This window comes from Streptomyces sp. NPDC088116 (genome assembly GCF_044741745.1).
GTDB lineage: Bacteria > Actinomycetota > Actinomycetes > Streptomycetales > Streptomycetaceae > Streptomyces.
The window spans coordinates 265,485-284,387 of sequence record NZ_JBIUTF010000002.1 but is presented as its reverse complement, the minus strand read 5'-3'; the positions used below and the strand labels follow the sequence as shown (position 1 = coordinate 284,387).

The window sequence follows — 18,903 nt, the reverse complement described above, 5'->3', positions numbered from 1 at the left end:
GAGTGCTTGGAAGTTTCTTTCACTTCCTCGCGCACGTCCCTCGCAGCGCACGGCCGGAAGGAGCACCAGTGCACGACCGGACCATCTCCAGACGCACTCTCCTCACCGCAACCGCCGTAGCGGCGGCTGCTGTTGCCACCTCAGCCAGCACAGCCATCACACCCACCCCAGCGCAGGCCGCTCCCCCGCACAACGACCCCGGCCACGCCCACAGCCACGGCCACGGCTCCGACCGCGACCGGCTCCGCCGGCTCGTCTCCCGTATGAGCCTGGAGGAGAAGGTCGGCCAGCTCTTCGTGATGCGTGTGTACGGCCACTCCGCCACCGCCCCCGACCAGGTCGACATCGACGCCAACCTGGCCGAGATCGGTGTCCGCACCGCCGCCGAGCTGATCGCCAAGTACCACGTCGGCGGCATCATCTACTTCGCCTGGGCGCACAACACCCGCGACCCGCATCAGATCGCCGCCCTCTCCAACGGCATCCAGAAGGCCGGTCTGGCCAAGGCCACCCCCGTACCCCTGCTGATCTCCACCGACCAGGAACACGGCATCGTCGCGCGCGTCGGCAAGCCCGCCACGCTGCTGCCCGGCGCGATGGCGCTCGGCGCGTCCGGCTCGCGCTCCGACGCGCGGGAGGCCGCCCGGATCGCCGGGGCCGAGCTGGCCGCCATGGGCATCAACCAGAACTACGCGCCCGACTCCGACGTCAACGTCAACCCGGCCAATCCCGTCATCGGTGTACGGTCCTTCGGCGCCGACCCGCAGGCCGTGGCCGGCCTGGTCGCCGCCCAGGTCAAGGGCTACCAGAGCGCCGGAATCGCCACCGCCGCCAAGCACTTCCCGGGGCACGGCGACACGAAGGACGACAGCCACTTCTCCCTGCCCACCATCCACCACACCCGCGAGCAGTGGGCGGAACTGGACGCGCCGCCGTTCCGGGCCGCGATCGCCGCCGGTGTCACCTCGATCATGACCGCGCACATCGTCGTCCCCGCCCTCGACCCGAGCGAGGACCCGGCGACGCTCTCGCACCCCATCCTCACCGGTGTCCTGCGCGAACAGCTCGGCTACGACGGTGTCGTGGTCACCGACGCGCTCACGATGGAGGGCGTGCGGAAGAAGTACGGCGACGCCCGGGTGCCCGTCCTCGCGCTCAAGGCGGGCGTCGACCAGCTGCTCAATCCGCCGGACTTCCCGCTGGCCTGGAACGCCGTTCTCGCGGCGGTCAAGAGCGGCGAGATCAGTGTGAAGCGCGTCGAGGAATCGGTTCTGCGCGTGCTCGAACTGAAGCGCCGACTCGGCCTGTTCCGCGAACCGCCGTACGTCTCCCGCGCGGACGTGGACCGTACGGTCGGCGTCCGGGCGCACCTGGCCGCCGCCGACCGGATCGCCGGGAGCACCACCACTCTGCTCGTCAACAAGGACCGGCTGCTGCCCCTGAGCCGCCGCCGGGAGAAGAACCTGCTGGTCGTCGGCGCCGACCCGGCCTCGCCCTCGGGGACGACCGGCCCGCCGACCACCGTCCTGGCCACGGCACTCACCGAGTTGGGGTTCACCGCCACCGCACTGTCCACCGGTACGGCTCCGACCGCCGAGCGGATCGACGCGGCGGTGGCCGCCGCACGCGGCAAGGACGCGGTCGTCGTGGCCACGTACAACGTCTCGGCCACCAGCTCGCAGCGCACCCTGGTCGCCGCGCTGACCGCGAGCGGGGTGCCGGTCGTGACGGTCGCCATCCGCAATCCGTACGACATCGCGCACCTGCCGGACGTCAGGGCATCGCTGGCCGCGTACTCCTGGACCGATGTGGAACTGCGGGCCGCGGCGCGGGTGATCGCCGGCCGGGTCGAGCCCCGGGGGCTGCTGCCCGTACCGGTGCCGCGGGCGGACGACCCGGCGCGGGTGCTGTATCCGGTCGGCCACGGTCTGAGGTACGGACCGAAGAACTGACCGAGTATCAGCGGAGGGATACGCCGCGTGCTGTGCCCGCCGTTCGTGAACGGCGGGCACAGCACGGCTTTACGAAACGGTCGAGGAGTTGGGGAGTTGGGAAGTCACGGCCTCAGGGCCTGCTCCCGCTCCATCTTCTGCTTGTCCAGCTTGGCGTCGAACGGTGCCAGCGGCTTCGCCTTCGCCTCGTCCTTCTGTACGGCGGCGGGCGCGACGCCCGCCCAGTCCAGGATCCTGGCCGTGGCCTTCGCCTGCTGGTCCGGGACCAGGCCCGCGACATTGGCGCCGTGGTTGGCGCCCGGCGCGACATACACATAGCTGTCGCGCGCCCCCTGGCCGAGGCGGAATTGCTCCGCGCCCCACGGGTCGTTCTGCCCGTACACGAACAGCATCCGGTCGGCGTGGTGACGGACCCAGTTGTCGACGTCCGGCATCGCCAGCGGGTTGAAGCGCATGGGGATGTCGCGCGGCACGAAGTTCCGCGGCGGCTGGTAGCCGTAGCGGCTCAGGTTGCCCAGGTGCGGCTGCTCGATGTCCGGCGAGCCCAGCTGGGTGCCCGCCTGGTAGTAGTACGGCGTGTACGTCTCCAGGCCCTGGTCCGTGTACGCGGAGAAGCCGGAGATCGTGTCGACGGTGTCGTAGATCTCCTGGTCGGAGGCGGTGGCGGCGTCCGGGATCAGCTCACAGTCCGCGAGCAGGCTGTACTGCCAGAAGCCCCAGACGAAGTCGAGGACCGTGGCCTCGTACGCCCGGTCGAGCGAGCCGATGGTGGTGAACGTCGCGCCCTCGGCGTCCGCCCACGCCTTGTACGTCTTCTCCAGCGGCTCCCGCCGGAGAAGCGCCTCGCGCTGCACCGCGTTGAGCCTGTCGCGGCACTCCTTCGTACCGACGCGCTCGAAGAACCGGTCGTACGCCGAGTCCTCCCTGTTGATCACGTCGTTGGGCGCGACGTACGCGACGACGCCGTCCATGTCACGCGGATAGAAGCGCTCGAAGTAGGTGGCGGTCATACCGCCCTTGGAACCGCCGGTGGACAGCCACTTCTTGGAGTAGATCTTCTTCAGCGCGGTGAAGATCCGGTGCTGGTCGCTGGCCGCCTGCCAGATGTCCAGCTTCGACCAGTCGGCCGGCTGCGGGCGGGACGGGGTGAAGAAGCGGTACTCCATCGAGACCTGGTTGCCGTCGACGATCCGGGTCGGTTCGCTGCGGCCGGGGTTGGTGGAGACGTTGTATCCGCCGGTGAAGAAGACGGTGGGCCGGTCGGTGTCCTTGTGCAGCAGCGTGACGCGCTGCTGGAAGGTGCCCTTGGACGGACGACGGTGGTCGACCGGCTGCGTGTAGGTGAGGACGAAGTAGCGGTAACCCTCGTAAGGCTTCTCCTGGACCAGGCTCATCCCCGGGATCGCGAGGATGCGGTCCTTGATGTCCGTGGCATCCGTGGTGTCGGTGCTATCAGTTGCATCGGTGGCGGCCTGGTGGTCCGCACTCCGATCGGCGGCGGTGGCCGCGCCGGCTGTTGCCACTGTGCCTATGACCAGCACGAACGACAACAACCATCTCAGCGCCTTGCGCATTCACACTCCCTGTGTTCATGACAGACGCCGTGAACCTAGCGGGGGAAACACCCGTCCCGCCAGCCCCGGCTCTCCTCAGCCTCCCCCTGACACACCATCAGCCAACCTCCGGCCCCGCCGCTCAGCCCCGCACGGGCGACCCGCGCACCACTCACCGCGCGCCGCTCGGCACACGCACCACTCGCTGCGTACCGCCCACTGCGTACCGCTCAGCAGAGGATCCACGCGGTCGACGCCTTCCTCCCCGAGACGGCGCCGGAGACCCGTACGCAGCGGTTCAGGGCGTGCACCGTGACCGGGCCGGCCCGCTGGGTGAATTTCCCGCTGTCCACCACCGGGCGCGCGCCGCGCGCCTGGAGGCTGACCGACATCGTGCGCCTCGGCCCGGGATTCCTGGCGACGGCGAGCGCGCAGGCGTAGGCGCGGTTCTTGTAGATCCGCAGCTCGCCGGTGGCGAACTTCACGGTCTTCTGCGCCCGCCCCGAGCAGACGGAGACCGCCTCGGCCTTCGCCGCACCGGGGCCGACCAGGATCAGGGCGCTTCCCGCGGTCAGCGCGACGAGGCAGCGCAGCAGCAGCCTCCTGACGGTGCCGCCGCCCCCGCCGCCTCTGCCACCCCCGCCGCCTCTGCCGCCCCTGCCGTCAGCCCCAAATGAAACGAACACACGTGCCCCCTATGGCCACTTTGGCGTACACGCGTACGACGCTCAGGGCATCCCGTCTGGTTGCGACGCCCCTGCGGGACCGGGCCCCCGAGGGCCGGGCCCCGACCGAGCCTCACCACACCGGCGCGGGCTCCTCCTCGCCGATCCCGCCTGCCTCGCCTGTGTCGGCGCCGGTCTCACCGGTCTCACCGGTCTCACCGATGAAGCTCCGCCACAGCCGCGTGTACCGGCCGTCCAGCGCGAGCAGTTCGTCGTGCGTGCCGTCCTCCACGACCCGGCCGTGGTCCATCACGACCACCCGGTCCGCACGGGCCGCGGTGGTCAGCCGGTGGGCGACCACCAGAGTGGTACGGCGGCCCGTCAGCCGGTCGGTCGCCTGGTTGACCAGCGCCTCGCTCGCCAGGTCCAGAGCGGCGGTCGCCTCGTCGAGCAGCAGGACGTCCGGGTCGACCAGTTCGGCACGGGCGAGGGCGATCAGCTGGCGCTGTCCGGCGGAGAGATTACGGCCGCGCTCGGCGACCTCGTGCAGATAGCCGCCGTCCAGCGTCGCGATCATGTCGTGCGCGCCGACCGCGCGGGCGGCGGCCTCCACCTGTCCGTCGCTCGCCTCGGGACTCCCGTAAGCGATGGCGTCGCGGACCGTACCGGCGAAGAGGTACGCCTCCTGCGGTACGACTCCGAGCCGGCGCCGGTACGCCGTCATGTCCAGCTCACGCAGGTCCGTACCGTCCGCCGTGACCCGGCCGCCGGTCGGGTCGTAGAACCGGGCGACCAGTTTGACCAGGGTGGACTTGCCCGCGCCGGTCTCACCGACGAAGGCGACGGTCTGGCCGGCCGGTATCCGCAGATCGACACCGATGAGCGCCGCGTCCTCCGCGCCCCCGCCTTCGCCTCCTGGCGCGCCCGCGCCGTCCGTCGCCCCCGCGCGCACGCTCTTGTCGTCGGCCGCGCCCGCGCCGTCCTCACCTGCGTACGCGAAGTGCACGCCCTCGAAGGCGATCTCGCCGCGCAGCGACAGCACGTCCATCGGCTCCTTCGCGGCGGCCGTGGACGTCGGCTCCCGCAGCAGTTCCTGGATCCGGCCCAGCGAGACGGTCGCCTGCTGGTAGCCGTCGAAGACCTGCGAGAGCTGCTGTACGGGGGCGAAGAACAGGTCGATGTAGAGGAGGTACGCGACCAGCGCGCCGGTGGTCAGCGTGCCGGCCTCCACCCGCCCCGCGCCGACGATCAGCACGGCCGCCGCTGCCACCGAGGAGAGCAGCTGGACGAAGGGGAAGTACACCGATATCAGCCACTGGCCGCGCACCCGGGCCGCGCGGTAGTGGTCGCTGCGCTCGGCGAAGCGCCGGGAGCCGTCCTTCTCGCGCCGGAACATCTGGACGATCCGCAGCCCGGCCACGGACTCCTGGAGGTCGGCGTTGACGGTGCTGATGCGCTCGCGCGCCAGCTCGTAGGCGCGCACGCTCTTGCGACGGAAGAAGACCGTACCCACGATCAGTACGGGCAGGGTCGCGAAGACCACCAGCGCCAGCTCCACGTCGATCACCAGCAGCACGACCAGGATCCCGAGGAAGGTGACGACGGAGACGAACGCGGTGACGAGGCCCGTCTGGAGGAAGGTCGACAGGGCGTCGACGTCGGTCGTCATCCGGGTCATGATGCGGCCCGTCAACTCGCGCTCGTAGTAGTCGAGTCCGAGCCGCTGGAGCTGCGCGAATATCTTCAGCCGCAGCGCGTAGAGGATCCGCTCACCGGTCCGTCCGGTCTTGCGGGTCTCGCCGATCTGCGCCGCCCACTGGACGAGGACGACCAGCAGCCCCAGCGCGGCGGCCACCCACACCGCGCCGAGCGCGAGCCGCTCCACACCCTGGTCGATACCGTGCCGGATGAGGACCGGCAGCAGCAGGCCCATCCCGGCGTCGACGGTGACGAAAGCGAGGCTGACCAGCAGCGGCACCCCGAAGCCGCGCAGCAGCCGGCGCAGCCCGTACGAGTCCTCGGCGGCGACCGCGCGCCCCTCGTCCACCTCGGGGGCTTCGGTGGCCGGTGGCAGCGCCTCGACCTGGGCGAGCAGTTCGGGGGTGGCGCCGGGCGCCGCCGAGTCGTCGGTGGCGGCTTCGTCCCGTACCCACAGAGCGGGCGTGACGCCGCGCTCCACGTCGAACTCGGCGTCGATCTCCCGCTGGAGGGCGCGGGCCTCCTCGGGACACTCGGCGGACGGCTTCCCCGTACCGCTCGGTTCGCCGTCGGCCCGCTCCGACGCCTCGGCGTCGACCGGGGCGTGGCCGGGCGAGGTCCCCGAGAGCTCGTCGGGTTCGGTGAGGAGCCGCCGGTAGAGGGCCGACCGCTCCTGAAGCTCGTCGTGCGTGCCGATGTCGGCGAGCCGTCCGCCGTCGAGTACGGCGATACGGTCGGCCAGGCCGAGGGTGGAACGGCGGTGGGCGATGAGCAGTGTCGTACGCCCGGCCATCACCGTGCGCAGCGCCTCGTGTATCTCGTGCTCCACCCGGGCGTCGACGGCGGAGGTCGCGTCGTCGAGCAGGAGCAGCCGGGGGTCGGTGAGGATGGCCCGTGCCAGGGCGATGCGCTGGCGCTGTCCGCCGGAGAGGGTGAGGCCCTGCTCGCCCACCTTGGTGTCGTAGCCGCCGGGCAGGTCGGTGATGAAGCCGTGGGCCTGGGCGGCCCGGGTGGCCTGGAGGATCTCCTCCTCGGTGGCGTCCGGCCGGCCGTAGGCGATATTGGCGCGGACGGTGTCGGAGAAGAGGAAGCTGTCTTCCGGTACGAGTCCGACGGCGGCCCGCAGCGAGTCGAAGGTCAGCTCGCGGACGTCATGGCCGCCGACGAGTACGGCGCCGTGGGTCACGTCGTAGAAGCGGGGCAGCAGGAGGGACAGCGTGGACTTCCCGCTGCCGGACGCGCCGACGACGGCGACGGTTTCGCCGGGGCGTATCTCCAGCGTCAGGCCCTTCAGGACGGGCCGCCCGTCCTCGTACGCGAACGAGACGTCGTCGAACTCGACCGATGCCTCGGCGTCCGCCGGCAGCTCCTTCGTCCCGTCCTGGATGCTCGGCTCGGTGTCGATCAGCTCCAGGACCCGCTCCACCCCGGCCCGTGCCTGCTGTCCGACGGTCAGCACCATGGCGAGCATCCGGACGGGGCCGACGAGCTGGGCCAGATAGGTGGAGAAGGCGACGAAGGTGCCGAGGCTGATCTCCCCGCGGGTGGCCAGCCAGCCGCCGAGCGCCAGCATGGCGACCTGCCCGAGCGCGGGGACGGCCTGGAGGGCGGGGGTGTAGCGGGCGTTGAGCCTGATGGTGCGCAGCCGCCCGGCGAACAGCCTGCGGCCGACCTCGCGGAGCTTCCCGGTCTCCTGCTCCTCCTGCCCGAATCCCTTGACCACGCGCACACCGGAGACGGCTCCGTCCACGACCCCGGCGACGGCGGCGGCCTGCGACTGCGCGTACCAGGTGGCGGGGTGCAGCCGGACGCGGCTGCGGCGGGCGATGAACCAGACGGCGGGGGCGACGGCCAGGGCGATCAGGGTCAGCGGCGGCGACAGCCACGCCATGATCGCCAGGGATATGAGGAACAGCAGGACGTTGCCGATCGTCATCGGCAGCATGAAGAGCAGGCTCTGGACGAGCTGGAGGTCGCTGGTGGCGCGGCCGACGACCTGTCCGGTGGAGAGGCTGTCCTGGCGCCGCCCGTCGAGGCGGGCGATCGTGTCGTACATCTCGGTACGGAGATCGTGCTGGACGTCGAGCGCGAGCCGGCCGCCGTAGTAGCGGCGGATATACGTCATCACATAGACGGCGAGCGCGGCGAGCATCAGCAGGCCGGTCCAGACGGCGAGGGACCGGTCGCCGCCCCCGATGACATCGTCGATGACCACCTTGGTGATCAGCGGGACGAGCGCCATCACCGCCATACCCGCGAGCGAGGAGCCGAGCGCGAGCAGCACATTGCGCCGGTACCGCCACGCGTACCCGGACAGCCGCCGCGCCCAGCTCCGGTCTGTCGCCGCCACTGAAACCTCCCGATCGTTCTGACCTGCCGGAAGGCACCAACGCGGGCCGGGGCGGATTTCATCCTTCCGCAACAAAGACCGGTCCGCGGTCCTATGGGGGCCCGTCCGTGGTCCTAGGTCCCCGGGCGGGCGCGTAGAGCCGCCTGGGGTTGTGGTCCCGGTCCCGGCAAAGACCGGCCGGACAGCCTAGGCCGGGTTGAGGTCCTTGTGGACGGCCTTGGCGACGGCCTGGATGGTGTTGACCCCGTCGTTCATCTTCTTGTCGTCATCGGTGAGCACGGCGATCTGGTAGTCGTGGCCCTTGCCGGTGAACGCGCCGATGCTGTGCACGCGCCAGCCGCGGTCGGACCGCTCCAGCCAGCCGTTCTTCAGCTGGACGGTGGCGGAGGCCGGGGCCCCGGCCGGAACGCCCCAGCGCTGGGACGGGACGACCTTGCCCATCCGGTCCAGGACGTAACGGCGCGAGGTGTCGCTGAGCACGCTGTTCCGGGCGGTCACCAGGGCCAGCAGCCGCTCTTCGTCATGTGCCGTGACCTGGGTGAGGCCCCAGTAGCCGCCCTCGCCCGGGGTGGTCTGGGTCATCCCCGCGGCCTTGAGGAAGCCCTTGATCTTCGTCGGTCCGAGCTGATTCCACAGCGTGGTGGTCGCCTCGTTGTCCGACTCGGTGATCATCGCTGTGGAGAGCTTGTTCTCACGCTTCGTGAGCGTGCGGTGCGTCTTCTGCGCGTCCCAGAGCAGGGCCGAGAGAACGGTCACCTTGACCACGCTGGCGGAGTCGAACTTCTGCGAGCCCCGCAGGCTGCAAACCGTGTCGGTCGTACGGTCGCGGACCGCCACGGCCGTGGTGGACTCCCGTCCCCTGAGCGCCGCGAGAATGTCCTTGGACAGCTTGTCGGCGAGGCCGGGCTTGCCCGAGACACAGTCGACACCGCGCGTCGTGCCCAGGGCGGGTGACGCTCCCGAGACCGTCGGCAGAAGCACGCCCGCGATCAGGACGACTGAGAGCGCGCCCCGGCCATGCCGGGGTATTCGGTGGTGAGTCACTTGAGGTTTCCCGCCCCTGTCGCATCGGTCCTGTCACGTCGGCGGGCGCGCCCTGATCGACGCACCCGCCCGACATGATGCACGGACAGGGGCAGACAGGACTATGAGGCCGAACACAATTCCGGCGGGCAATGGTCAGACCAGGTGTGCGCAGGTCAGTCCGGGTGAGCGCGGATCAGTCCAAGTGGGGCGGTCCAGGCGGGTCAGTCCACGTGGGTCAGTCCAGGTGGGTCAGGTCAGGTGGGTCGGGGCGAACATACGGAGCAGGGCCGGGAGGACCACGACCGAGGGGCCCGGGGCGGCCAGGGACGCGGACAGGTCCTCGCGCAGGGACTCCGGGGTCGTACGGACCGCCGGGACGCCGAAGGATTCCGCGAGGGCCACGAAGTCCGGGCGGGACAGTTCCGTACCGGTGGTGTCGCCGAAGGCGTCCGTCATGTACTCGCGCAGGATGCCGTAGCCACCGTCGTCCACGATCAGCCAGGTGACCGGGAGGTCGTACTGGCGGGCGGTGGCCAGCTCCGCGATCGAGTACATCGCGCCGCCGTCGCCCGAGACGGCGAGGACGGGGGTCGTACGGTCGGCCGCGGCGGCGCCGATCGCGGCCGGGAAGGCGTAGCCCAGGCCGCCGGCGCCCTGGCCCGAGTGCAGCGGGCCCGGCCAGGCGGACCAGGCCCAGTAGGCGAGGATCGTCATGTCCCAGAAGCTGGGGGACGTGCCGGGCAGGGCGTCGCGTACGGAGGCCAGCACCCGCCGCTCCAGCGTGAGGTCCTGGGCGTCGATCCGGGCCCGTACCTTCGCCAGCACCTCCCGGACCGCTTCGGCCGCCGACGAACTCGCCGTCGAGCCCGCCGCCTCGGCCGCCGACGAATCCACAGCCGGGCCCGCCGTCGGGTCCGCTGTCGGATCCGGCGTCGGGTCCGGCGTCGGGTCCGCTGTCGGATCCGCAGTCGGATCCGGCGTCGGGTCCGCGCGCTCGGTGACCGAATCCAGCAGCGCGGAAAGCGCGTTGCGGGCGTCGGCGTGGATGCCCAGCGCCGGGTGGTTGGACTCCAGCTTGCCGAGATCCGCCTCAATCTGGATCACCCGGCCGCGCGGCCGGAACGTGTGGTAGTTCGAGGAGAGTTCCCCCAGGCCGGAGCCCACCACCAGCAGGACGTCCGCCTCTTCGAGGAAGTCCGTGGTGTGGCGGTCCTCCAGCCAGGACTGGAGGGACAGGGGGTGGGTCCAGGGGAACGCGCCCTTGCCGCCGAAGGTGGTGACGACCGGCGCGGCAAGCTTCTCGGCGAGCGCGCGAAGCTTGCCGGCCGCGTCCGCGCGTACGACTCCCCCGCCCGCGATGATCGCCGGACGGGACGCGTTCGACAGCAAGTGGGCTGCCACTGCGGTCAGTTCGGGGCGGGGATGCAGCTCGCGCGGGGTGGCGTCCATCGCGGTGACGACCGGCAGGATCGTCTCGGCGAGCAGGACGTCCTGCGGGATCTCCACCCAGACCGGGCCGTGCGGCGCGGTGAGCGCGGACTCCCAGGCGGCGGCGATCGCGGACGGGATCTGCGAGGCCGTACGGACCTGGTGCACGGACTTCACGATGTCCCGGAAGGACGCCTGCTGGTCGCGCAGTTCGTGCAGATAGCCGTGCCGGCCGCCGCCGAGGCCCGCCGACGGGACCTGGCTGGAGATCGCCAGCACGGGCGCGGACGCGGAGGCGGCCTCCTGGAGCGCGGCGAGGGACGTGAGCGCGCCGGGCCCGGTGGAGAGCAGCAGCGGGGCGACCTCGCCGGTGACCCGGCCGTACGCGTCGGCGGCGAACCCCGCGTTGTTCTCGACGCGCAGCCCGATGTACGTGAGTTCGGACCGGCGCAGGGCGTCGAACATGCCCAGCGCGTGCTGACCCGGCAGGCCGAAGACGGTGGTGGCGCCGAGGCCGTACAGCGTCTCGACCACCAGATCACCACCGTTGCGCCCGGCGGGCGGGGCGAGGGCCGCCGCGGTCTGCTCGGCGGTGAAGGGCGGGGGCTCGTGGTCGTGGTCGTGCACTACTTCGTCCTCTCGGCGGCGGTCTGTCGCGACGCGGCGATCTGTCGCGACATGATCGTCGTCAGTTCGTACGCCGTGTGGGAGGCGGCGACGGACGTGATCTCCGCGTGGTCGTACGCGGGCGCGACCTCCACGACATCCGCCGAGACGAGCCGGCAGGAGGCCAGGCCCCGCAGTATTTCGAGGAGTTCACGGGAGGTGAGCCCGCCGGCCTCGGGCGTGCCGGTGCCGGGCGCGTGCGCCGGGTCGAGCACATCGATGTCGATGGAGATGTACAGCGGGCGGTCCCCGATGCGCTGCCGGAGCTGGTCGGTGATCTCGTCCACGCCCCGGCGCATGACATCGGCGGAGGTGACGATCCCGAAGCCCATCTTGGCGTCGTCGTCCAGGTCCCGCTTCCCGTACACCGGACCGCGCGTGCCGACGTGGGAGAGCGCCTCCGTATCGAGGATGCCCTCCTCGACCGCCCGGCGGAACGGCGTGCCGTGTGTGTACTCGGCGCCGAAGTAGGTGTCCCAGGTGTCCAGATGGGCGTCGAAGTGGAGCAGCGCGACGGGCCCGTGCCGCTTCGCCACCGAACGCAGCAGCGGGAGCGCGATGGTGTGGTCCCCGCCGAGGGTCATCATGCGGGCGCCGGTGCCGAGCAGGTCGTCGGCCGCCGCCTCGATGGTGTCGACGGCCTCGTTGATGTTGTACGGGTTCGCGGCGATGTCCCCGGCGTCCGCGACCTGGGCGAGCGCGAAGGGCGAGGCGTCCTGGGCCGGGTTGTAGGGGCGCAGCAGGCGCGATGCCTCGCGGATCGCGTTGCCCCCGAAGCGGGCGCCGGGGCGGTAGGAGACCCCGGTGTCGAAGGGGACGCCGACGACAGCGACATCGGCGGTGCCGACCTCGTCCAGCCGGGGCAGCCGGGCGAACGTGGCCGGTCCCGCGAACCTCGGGACACGGGACGAGTCGACGGGACCGCGCGGGCCGACGGCGTCGGTGGCCAGGGGCTGGTGTTCGTTGCTGCTCATCGTCGGACCTCTCCGGGTAACGCTTGTGCGGCTCCGCACAGCTCTGCGTCGCTGTATGTAGCTCTGTATTGCTCTGTATTGCTCTGTGTCGCTCGGTCAAGAATGGACCGACCCACTGACAGTGAGCCGGTCCAGGCCTCACGCCTGCGGTCTCATGCCTGCGGTCTCATACCTCCGGCCTCATTACCTACGGCCTCAGCCCACGGGGACGGCCTTCTCGCCCACGGTCTCCTCATCCGTCCCGCCCTCGCCCGCGAGGCGGAGGCGCCAAGCGGCCAGTACCGCCTCGTCCGTCGGCTTGGTGGCCAGGCTGACGATCACATGGGCGGCCAGCGAGGCGAGCAGCCCGTAGTAGATGGGCTCGTTCGCGAGGATGCCGTACGCCGCCATCAGCCCGACGACCGCGCCGCCGCCGACGATCACGGCGGACAGCGCCCCGTACACCGTGCCGCGCTTCCACAGGAGGCCGCCGAGGATCGGTACGAGCAATCCGCCCACCAGCAGGTTGTACGCGACGGTGAGCGCCTCGACCACGTTGTTCAGCGCGATGGCGATGGCGATGACGGCCACCCCCATGACCAGGATGAAGAGGCGGTTGCCCCGGACCTCGTCGTGATCGTCGTGCCCCGTACCGCCGCCGTCCCCCGCGCGGCCGGTCACCCCCCTCAGCCGCGACCAGATGTCGTTGTTGGCCACGGTCGCGCAGGCGATCAGCGCACCCGACGAGGTCGACATCACCGCCGCGAGCGCGGCGGCCAGGACCAGTCCCCGTACGCCCATGGGCAGTTCTTCCTTGACGATGGTCGCGAACGCGTCGTCGGCGCTGCCCAGGTTCGGGTACAGCACCTTGGCCGCCGTCCCGATGACCGCGCCGGCCAGCGCGTAGAGCAGACAGTAAGTACCGGCGACGGTCCCGCCCCAGCGCGCGACCTTGTCACCGCGCGCCGTGAACACCCGCTGCCAGATGTCCTGTCCGATCAGCATGCCGAAGGTGTAGATGAGCACATAGGTGAAGATCGTCTCGCCGCCGATGCCGAACGGCGTGAAGTACTCGTGCGGCAACCGCGCCTTCATCTCGCTGAACCCGCCCGCCTTGACGACCGCGATGGGCAGCAGAAGCAGCAGCACCCCGATCGTCTTGACGACGAACTGCACCATGTCCGTCAGCGTGATGGACCACATGCCGCCGAGCGTCGAGTACGCGACGACGATCGCCCCGCCGAGGATGATCGCGACGGTGCGGTTCAGGTCGAAGAGGACGTCGAAGATCGTGGCGTACGCGATGGTCGACGTGACCGCGAGCATCAGCGTGTACGCCCACATCACGATGCCCGAGATGACACCGGCCCGGCCGCCGTACCGCAGGTCGAGCATCTCGGAGACGGTGTAGACCTTCAGCCGGGCGATCCGCGCGGAGAAGAATATGGAGAGCGCGAGCAGCCCGAGGCCGATGGAGAAGACCATCCAGGCGCCCGAGAGGCCGTGCGTGTAGCCGAGGCCGACGCCACCGATCGTGGAGGCGCCGCCGAGCACGATGGCGGCCATCGTGCCGGAGTACATCCAGGGGCCGAGCCTGCGTCCGGCCACCAGGAACTCGCTCTTGGACTTGGCGCGGCGCATGCCCCACCAGCCCATGGCGAGCATGCCGACCAGGTAGACGACGATTACCGCGTAGTCCACAGCCATGGGCTTCCTCCGTCACGTCTCGTGCCGTCCGCACGTCACGCCGAGCGCCTGCCGTAAAGCCCGGCGTGCCTTGTGCGTCATGACGGTAGGTGGCCGGAAAGCAACGCTGAAGTGTATGTTTCATCCATTCTTTTCGCTGCCGATGGATGGACTGTCCATGCCGGAGATCACAGCAGCCCCACCCACTCCGTCCATCCCGCTCGCCGCACTGCTCGACCGCGAGGATCTCGCCCTGCGCCAGATCGCCGGGCCGAGGGACGCGGGCTCGGTGGTGCACTGGGTGCACACCTCCGAGATGGCGGACCCCTATCCGTACCTGCTGGGCGGTGAGCTGCTGCTGAGCGCCGGAGTGCTGCTGAAGGACCCCGATACGTATGTGTCGCGCATCGTGCAGGCGGGGGCGGCGGCGCTCGGTTTCGGGGTGACGCCGGTATACGACACCGTGCCGCCGGCCCTGATCGAGTCCTGCGACCGGCATGGACTGCCGCTCCTGGAGGTGCCGCCGAGCACGACGTTCGCCCTGGTGGCACGCGAGGTGTGGCAGCTGATGGCGGAGGCACGCCATCGGGAACTGCGCCGGGTGACACAGGCGCAGCAGGGTCTGGCAGCGGCGGCGGCCCGCCAGGACCCGGTGCCGGCCGTACTGCACCAGCTGGCCGTACGGCTGGGCGGCCGCGCGGTGCTGTTCGCGCCGGACGGCTCGGAGCTGCACGCGACGGGCCGGATCGCGTCCCCGGCGGCACGAACGGCGCTCGCGCGCCTGGCCCGGGTGGTACGCCAGGGGCCCGGCGGCCCGCCGCCCCCGCTCCCGACGCCACCCCCCTCCCCGACGACACCCTCCGTACGGAGGACACCCCTCTGCGCGCCGCCGTCCTCCGTACAGAGGACACCCCTCTCCCTGCCCCCGTCCTCCGCCGCTCCCTCCTCCGCCACCGACGCCGCCCACGGCGCGCATCTCACGGCCCACGCCCTCGGCGGCGCGCAGGGTCTGGTCCTCGGGGTGGCCGCCGAGGGGCGGGAGGCCGGGGACCACACCATCACCGGTGTCGCCGTCGTCCTGCTGTCCCTGCTGACCGCGCCCCACCAGGGCGCGGCCGAAGCGGGCCGCTCGGCCACGCTCGTACGGCTGCTGCTCGGGGCCACACCCGCCGAGGCCGCGCCGCTGCTCGGGCCCGGCCCCTGGACGGTGGTCCACGCGCGCGGCACCGAAGCGCCGTTCGCCGGGGGCGCGTTCGCCCCGGGCGCGCTCGCCGCGTCCCTGGGCAGCGCCCTGGTGGAGACGGACGGCACCACGGTCCGCGTCCTCACCGACCGCGAGGTCACCGCCCAGCCCGGCTGGACCCTGGGTGTCAGCGACCCGGTCGCCCCGGCGGAACTGTCCGCCGCCGACGTACGGGCCGGGCGCGCGCTGGCCCGCGCCGAGGCCACCCGTACCGACCTCGGACGCCACCACGAGACGGGACTCACCGGCCTGTTCGCCCCCGAGGAGGCCGCCGCCCACGCCCGCACCCGACTGGCACCGCTCACCGGCCCCGGCGCCTCCCCCGCCCTGGTCGAGACGCTGCGCGCGTGGCTGTCGCTGCACGGCAGCTGGGACCGTACGGCGGTGGCTCTGACCGTCCACCGCAACACGGTCCGCCAACGCATCGCCCGCTGCGCGGCCCTGCTGGAGGCCGACCTGGACGACGCGGACGTACGGATGGAGCTGTGGTTCGCACTGCGCTGGGTGTGAGGGCCGCGTGACGCGGGGGGCCGCGTGACGTTGAGGGCCATAGGACGTGGTCAGGCGCGGTAGTAGCCGGCCAGCGCGGTGAACAACGCCCCCTGGCCCGGCCCGACGACGCTCGGCCGGTGGCCCTCATCACCCGACTTTTCCCCCTGCTTCAGGTAAGTCACGAACCACCAGCGACCTGACGGCCTATCAGCTCAGGCGATAAGCCGTTGTGTGAAGCGGCATTTTATGGCCCATTCCAGAGGCCAGTACGGTCGGATTCATGGAGCTGAATTTAGAAACGGCCGAAAAACTCGTGGCTGCCTTGCGTGCCGGTGAAGTGACCTCGGCGGAACTGACCGACCGGGCGATCGCCCGTATCGAGCGGGACGACAAGGCGATCAACGCGATCTGTGTACCGGACTTCGACCGTGCGCGGGCCTCCGCGCACCGCGCCGACAAGGCGCGCGCCCTTGGTGAGGACCGGCCGCTGCTCGGCGTTCCGGTGACGGTCAAAGAGTCCTACAACGTCGCCGGGCTGCCCACGACCTGGGGTATGCCGCGGCACCGGAACTATTTGCCGGCCGAGGACGCGGTGCAGGTGTCGCGGCTCAAGGCCGCGGGCGCGGTGGTGCTGGGGAAGACCAATGTGCCCTTGGGTCTGCAAGATATGCAGAGCTTCAACGAGATCTACGGCACCACCAACAACCCGTGGGATCACGGTCGTACGCCCGGGGGATCCTCCGGCGGATCGGCGGCGGCCCTGGCGTCCGGATTCGGCGTGCTGTCCATCGGCTCCGACCTCGCCGGTTCGTTGCGCACCCCCGCACATTTCTGTGGTGTCTACGCACACAAACCGACGCTCGGACTCGCGGCGACCCGCGGTATGGTCCCGCCGCCCGCGCCGGCGTTGCCGGCCGAATCCGACCTCGCCGTCGTCGGTCCGATGGCGCGCACCGCCCGCGATCTCTCGCTCCTGCTCGACGTCATGGCCGGACCGGACCCGCTGACGCTCGGTGTGGCGCACGACGTGACGCTGCCGCCCGCGCGCCACGAGCGGCTGTGCGACTTCCGGGTCCTGGTCCTCGACGATCATCCGCTCATTCCGACCGGGGCCGCTGTACGGGCGGGCGTGGACCGGGTGGCCGACGCGCTTGTCGACGGCGGCGCCCGCGTCGAACGGCACAGTTCGCTACTGCCCGATCCGACCGAAGCGGCAACGCTCTACACGCAGTTGCTGTTTTCGGGCGCCGTGGCATATTTTCCCGTCGAAGCGTACGAGCAGCTGCGGACCCGCGCCGCCGCACTGAGCACGGACGACCAGAGTCTCGATGCGACGCGGCTGCGCGGCATGGTGTTCAGCCACCGCGACTGGGTCGAGACGAATAGTCGTCGCGAGCTCCACCGCCACGGCTGGCGGCGGTTCTTCGCCGAGTTCGACGCCGTGGTGTGTCCCATCACGCCCACTCCCGCGTTCCCGCACGACCACACCACCGATCCGAGGGAACGCCGGATCGACATCGACGGCGTCGAGTACCCGTACTTCGACCAGCTCGTCTGGGCCGGTGTGGCCACCATGCCGGGCCTGCCCGCGACCGCCGTACCAGCGGGCCGGTCCCCCGAGGGTCTGCCGGTGGGAGTGCAGCTCATCGGCCCGATGTTCGAGGACCGCACCCCACTGCGCCTGGCCGAACTGCTCGAACAGAAGATCGGCGGCTTCCAGGCACCGAAATAGGACGGATCACCGGGCATCCGTCGAGGACGAGGTGCCCTGGGTGGTTCTTGTACCGAAATTCCCGCCTCACGGGACTTTCGGTACAAGAACCGATGGCCCCGCCGAGTGTGACCCGCGTGACCCGTCCCCGCTCTCTCCGCCTCTGGACACCCGAACGAACCGCTGGGTAACTTTGGCCTGAGCAAGCGCTTAGAGCCATCACCGCAACCATCGATTGAGCAACCCACACGGCGAGCAGCCACCTCCGCGAGAGCGGCGGCGGTTCAGCCGCGAAGACGGAGGGGGTCACCGTGCGCCGTACGGTTTACAACGAGGACCACGAGGCATTCCGGGAGACCATCCGCGCCTTCATCGAGGCCGAGGTCGTCCCCGTCTACGACGAGTGGTACGCGGCGGGTGAGGCGCCCCGTGACTTCTACCGTCAACTCGGCGAGCTGGGCATCTTCGGGATCGAGGTGCCGGAGGAGTTCGGCGGCGCGGGCGAGGAGTCATTCAAGTTCCAGGCCGTCATGTCCGAGGAGTGCGCCCGCGCGGGCGTGTCCTTCGGCGGCTCCAGCGTCCATGTCACGCTCTGTCTGCCGTACCTGAAGGCGTACGCCACCGACGAGCAGAAGAAGCGCTGGCTGCCGGACTTCGTCAGCGGCGACGCCATGTACGCCATCGCCATGACCGAGCCGGGCACCGGCTCCGACCTGGCCGGCATGAAGACCACCGCCAAGCTCTCCGAGGACGGCACGCACTACGTCCTCAACGGCGCGAAGACGTTCATCACCGGCGGTGTCCACGCGGACCGCGTCATCGTCTGTGCCCGTACCGCCGCGCCGACGCCCGAGGACCGCCGCTTCGGCATCTCCCTGCTGGTCGTGGACACGAAGTCCGAGGGGTACGCGGTCGGCCGCAAGCTCGACAAGCTGGGCCTGAAGACCTCCGACACCGCCGAGCTGTCCTTCACCGACGTCAGGGTCCCGGTCGAGGACCTGCTCGGCGAGGAGAACAAGGGCTTCTCCTACCTGGGCCAGAATCTGCCGCAGGAGCGCCTCGGTATCGCCGTCGGCGCGTACGCGCAGGCCGCCGCCGCGGTGCGGTTCGCGCAGGACTACGTCTCGGAGCGGACCGTCTTCGGCAAGACCGTCGCCTCGTTCCAGAACACCAAGTTCGAACTGGCCGCCTGCAAGGCCGAGGTGGACGCGGCCGAGGCCGTTGTCGACCGCGCGCTGGAGGCCCACGACCTGGGCGAGCTGTCCGCCGCCGAGGCCGCCTCCGCGAAGCTGTTCACCACGGAGGTCGCGCACCGCGTGATCGACAAGTGCCTCCAGTTGCACGGGGGCTACGGTTATATGAACGAGTACCCGATCGCCCGCCTTTACGCGGACAACCGGGTCAACCGCATCTACGGTGGCACCAGTGAGGTCATGAAGATGATCATCGCCAAGTCCATGGGCCTGTAAGGCGCTCGCAG

At 70.6% G+C, this 18,903-nt stretch carries 10 protein-coding genes and 2 pseudogenes; 4 read left to right on the top strand and 8 right to left on the bottom strand.

Translation table 11 applies throughout. The features are described from left to right. The first annotated feature begins 68 nt into the window (after positions 1-68). Complete coding sequence (locus ACIOJD_RS07950) at positions 69-1,952, top strand: glycoside hydrolase family 3 protein (RefSeq protein WP_401909616.1); 1,884 nt, start codon at positions 69-71, stop codon at positions 1,950-1,952. 104 nt (positions 1,953-2,056) lie between these two features. On the opposite strand, the gene ACIOJD_RS07945 is transcribed toward ACIOJD_RS07950, so the two are convergent. The 8 genes and pseudogenes from ACIOJD_RS07945 to ACIOJD_RS07910 form a co-directional block, all read right to left on the bottom strand. Continuing rightward, the gene (locus tag ACIOJD_RS07945; RefSeq protein WP_401909613.1) at positions 2,057-3,526 is read right to left on the bottom strand and encodes a S28 family serine protease; all 1,470 of its coding nucleotides are present in this window, start codon (positions 3,524-3,526) and stop codon (positions 2,057-2,059) included. Between the two features lie 209 nt (positions 3,527-3,735). Further along, complete coding sequence (locus ACIOJD_RS07940) at positions 3,736-4,191, bottom strand: hypothetical protein (RefSeq protein WP_401909611.1); 456 nt, start codon at positions 4,189-4,191, stop codon at positions 3,736-3,738. Positions 4,192-4,303: 112 nt separating this feature from the next. Then, positions 4,304-8,218 (bottom strand): ABC transporter ATP-binding protein, encoded by a 3,915-nt coding sequence (locus tag ACIOJD_RS07935; protein WP_401909608.1) that lies wholly within the window; start codon positions 8,216-8,218, stop codon positions 4,304-4,306. Positions 8,219-8,404: 186 nt separating this feature from the next. After that, positions 8,405-9,262, bottom strand: a complete 858-nt coding sequence (locus ACIOJD_RS07930; protein ID WP_401909605.1) for a serine hydrolase — start codon at positions 9,260-9,262, stop codon at positions 8,405-8,407. A gap of 231 nt (positions 9,263-9,493) precedes the next feature. Next, positions 9,494-10,093 (bottom strand): annotated as a pseudogene (locus tag ACIOJD_RS07925) (thiamine pyrophosphate-dependent enzyme); the annotation flags it as partial. A gap of 132 nt (positions 10,094-10,225) precedes the next feature. Beyond that, positions 10,226-11,299: pseudogene (locus tag ACIOJD_RS07920) on the bottom strand (thiamine pyrophosphate-binding protein); the annotation flags it as partial. Next, positions 11,299-12,312: an agmatinase gene (gene speB / locus ACIOJD_RS07915; RefSeq protein ID WP_401909603.1), complete on the bottom strand. Its 1,014-nt coding sequence runs from the start codon at positions 12,310-12,312 to the stop codon at positions 11,299-11,301. The gene speB and the pseudogene ACIOJD_RS07920, both read right to left, overlap by 1 nt. Before the next feature lie 195 nt (positions 12,313-12,507). Beyond that, positions 12,508-13,998 (bottom strand): sodium:solute symporter, encoded by a 1,491-nt coding sequence (locus tag ACIOJD_RS07910; RefSeq protein ID WP_401909601.1) that lies wholly within the window; start codon positions 13,996-13,998, stop codon positions 12,508-12,510. A 157-nt stretch (positions 13,999-14,155) separates the two neighbouring features. Between ACIOJD_RS07910 and ACIOJD_RS07905 the strand changes: the two genes are divergently transcribed. From ACIOJD_RS07905 to ACIOJD_RS07895, 3 genes are all read left to right on the top strand, one after another. Then, positions 14,156-15,730, top strand: a complete 1,575-nt coding sequence (locus ACIOJD_RS07905) for a PucR family transcriptional regulator (protein WP_401909598.1) — start codon at positions 14,156-14,158, stop codon at positions 15,728-15,730. Positions 15,731-15,992: 262 nt separating this feature from the next. After that, a complete protein-coding gene (locus ACIOJD_RS07900; RefSeq protein WP_401909595.1) occupies positions 15,993-17,444 on the top strand; it encodes an amidase in 1,452 nt (483 codons plus the stop codon). 290 nt (positions 17,445-17,734) lie between these two features. Then, positions 17,735-18,892: an acyl-CoA dehydrogenase family protein gene (locus ACIOJD_RS07895; protein WP_401909592.1), complete on the top strand. Its 1,158-nt coding sequence runs from the start codon at positions 17,735-17,737 to the stop codon at positions 18,890-18,892. The last annotated feature ends 11 nt before the right edge of the window (positions 18,893-18,903 follow it).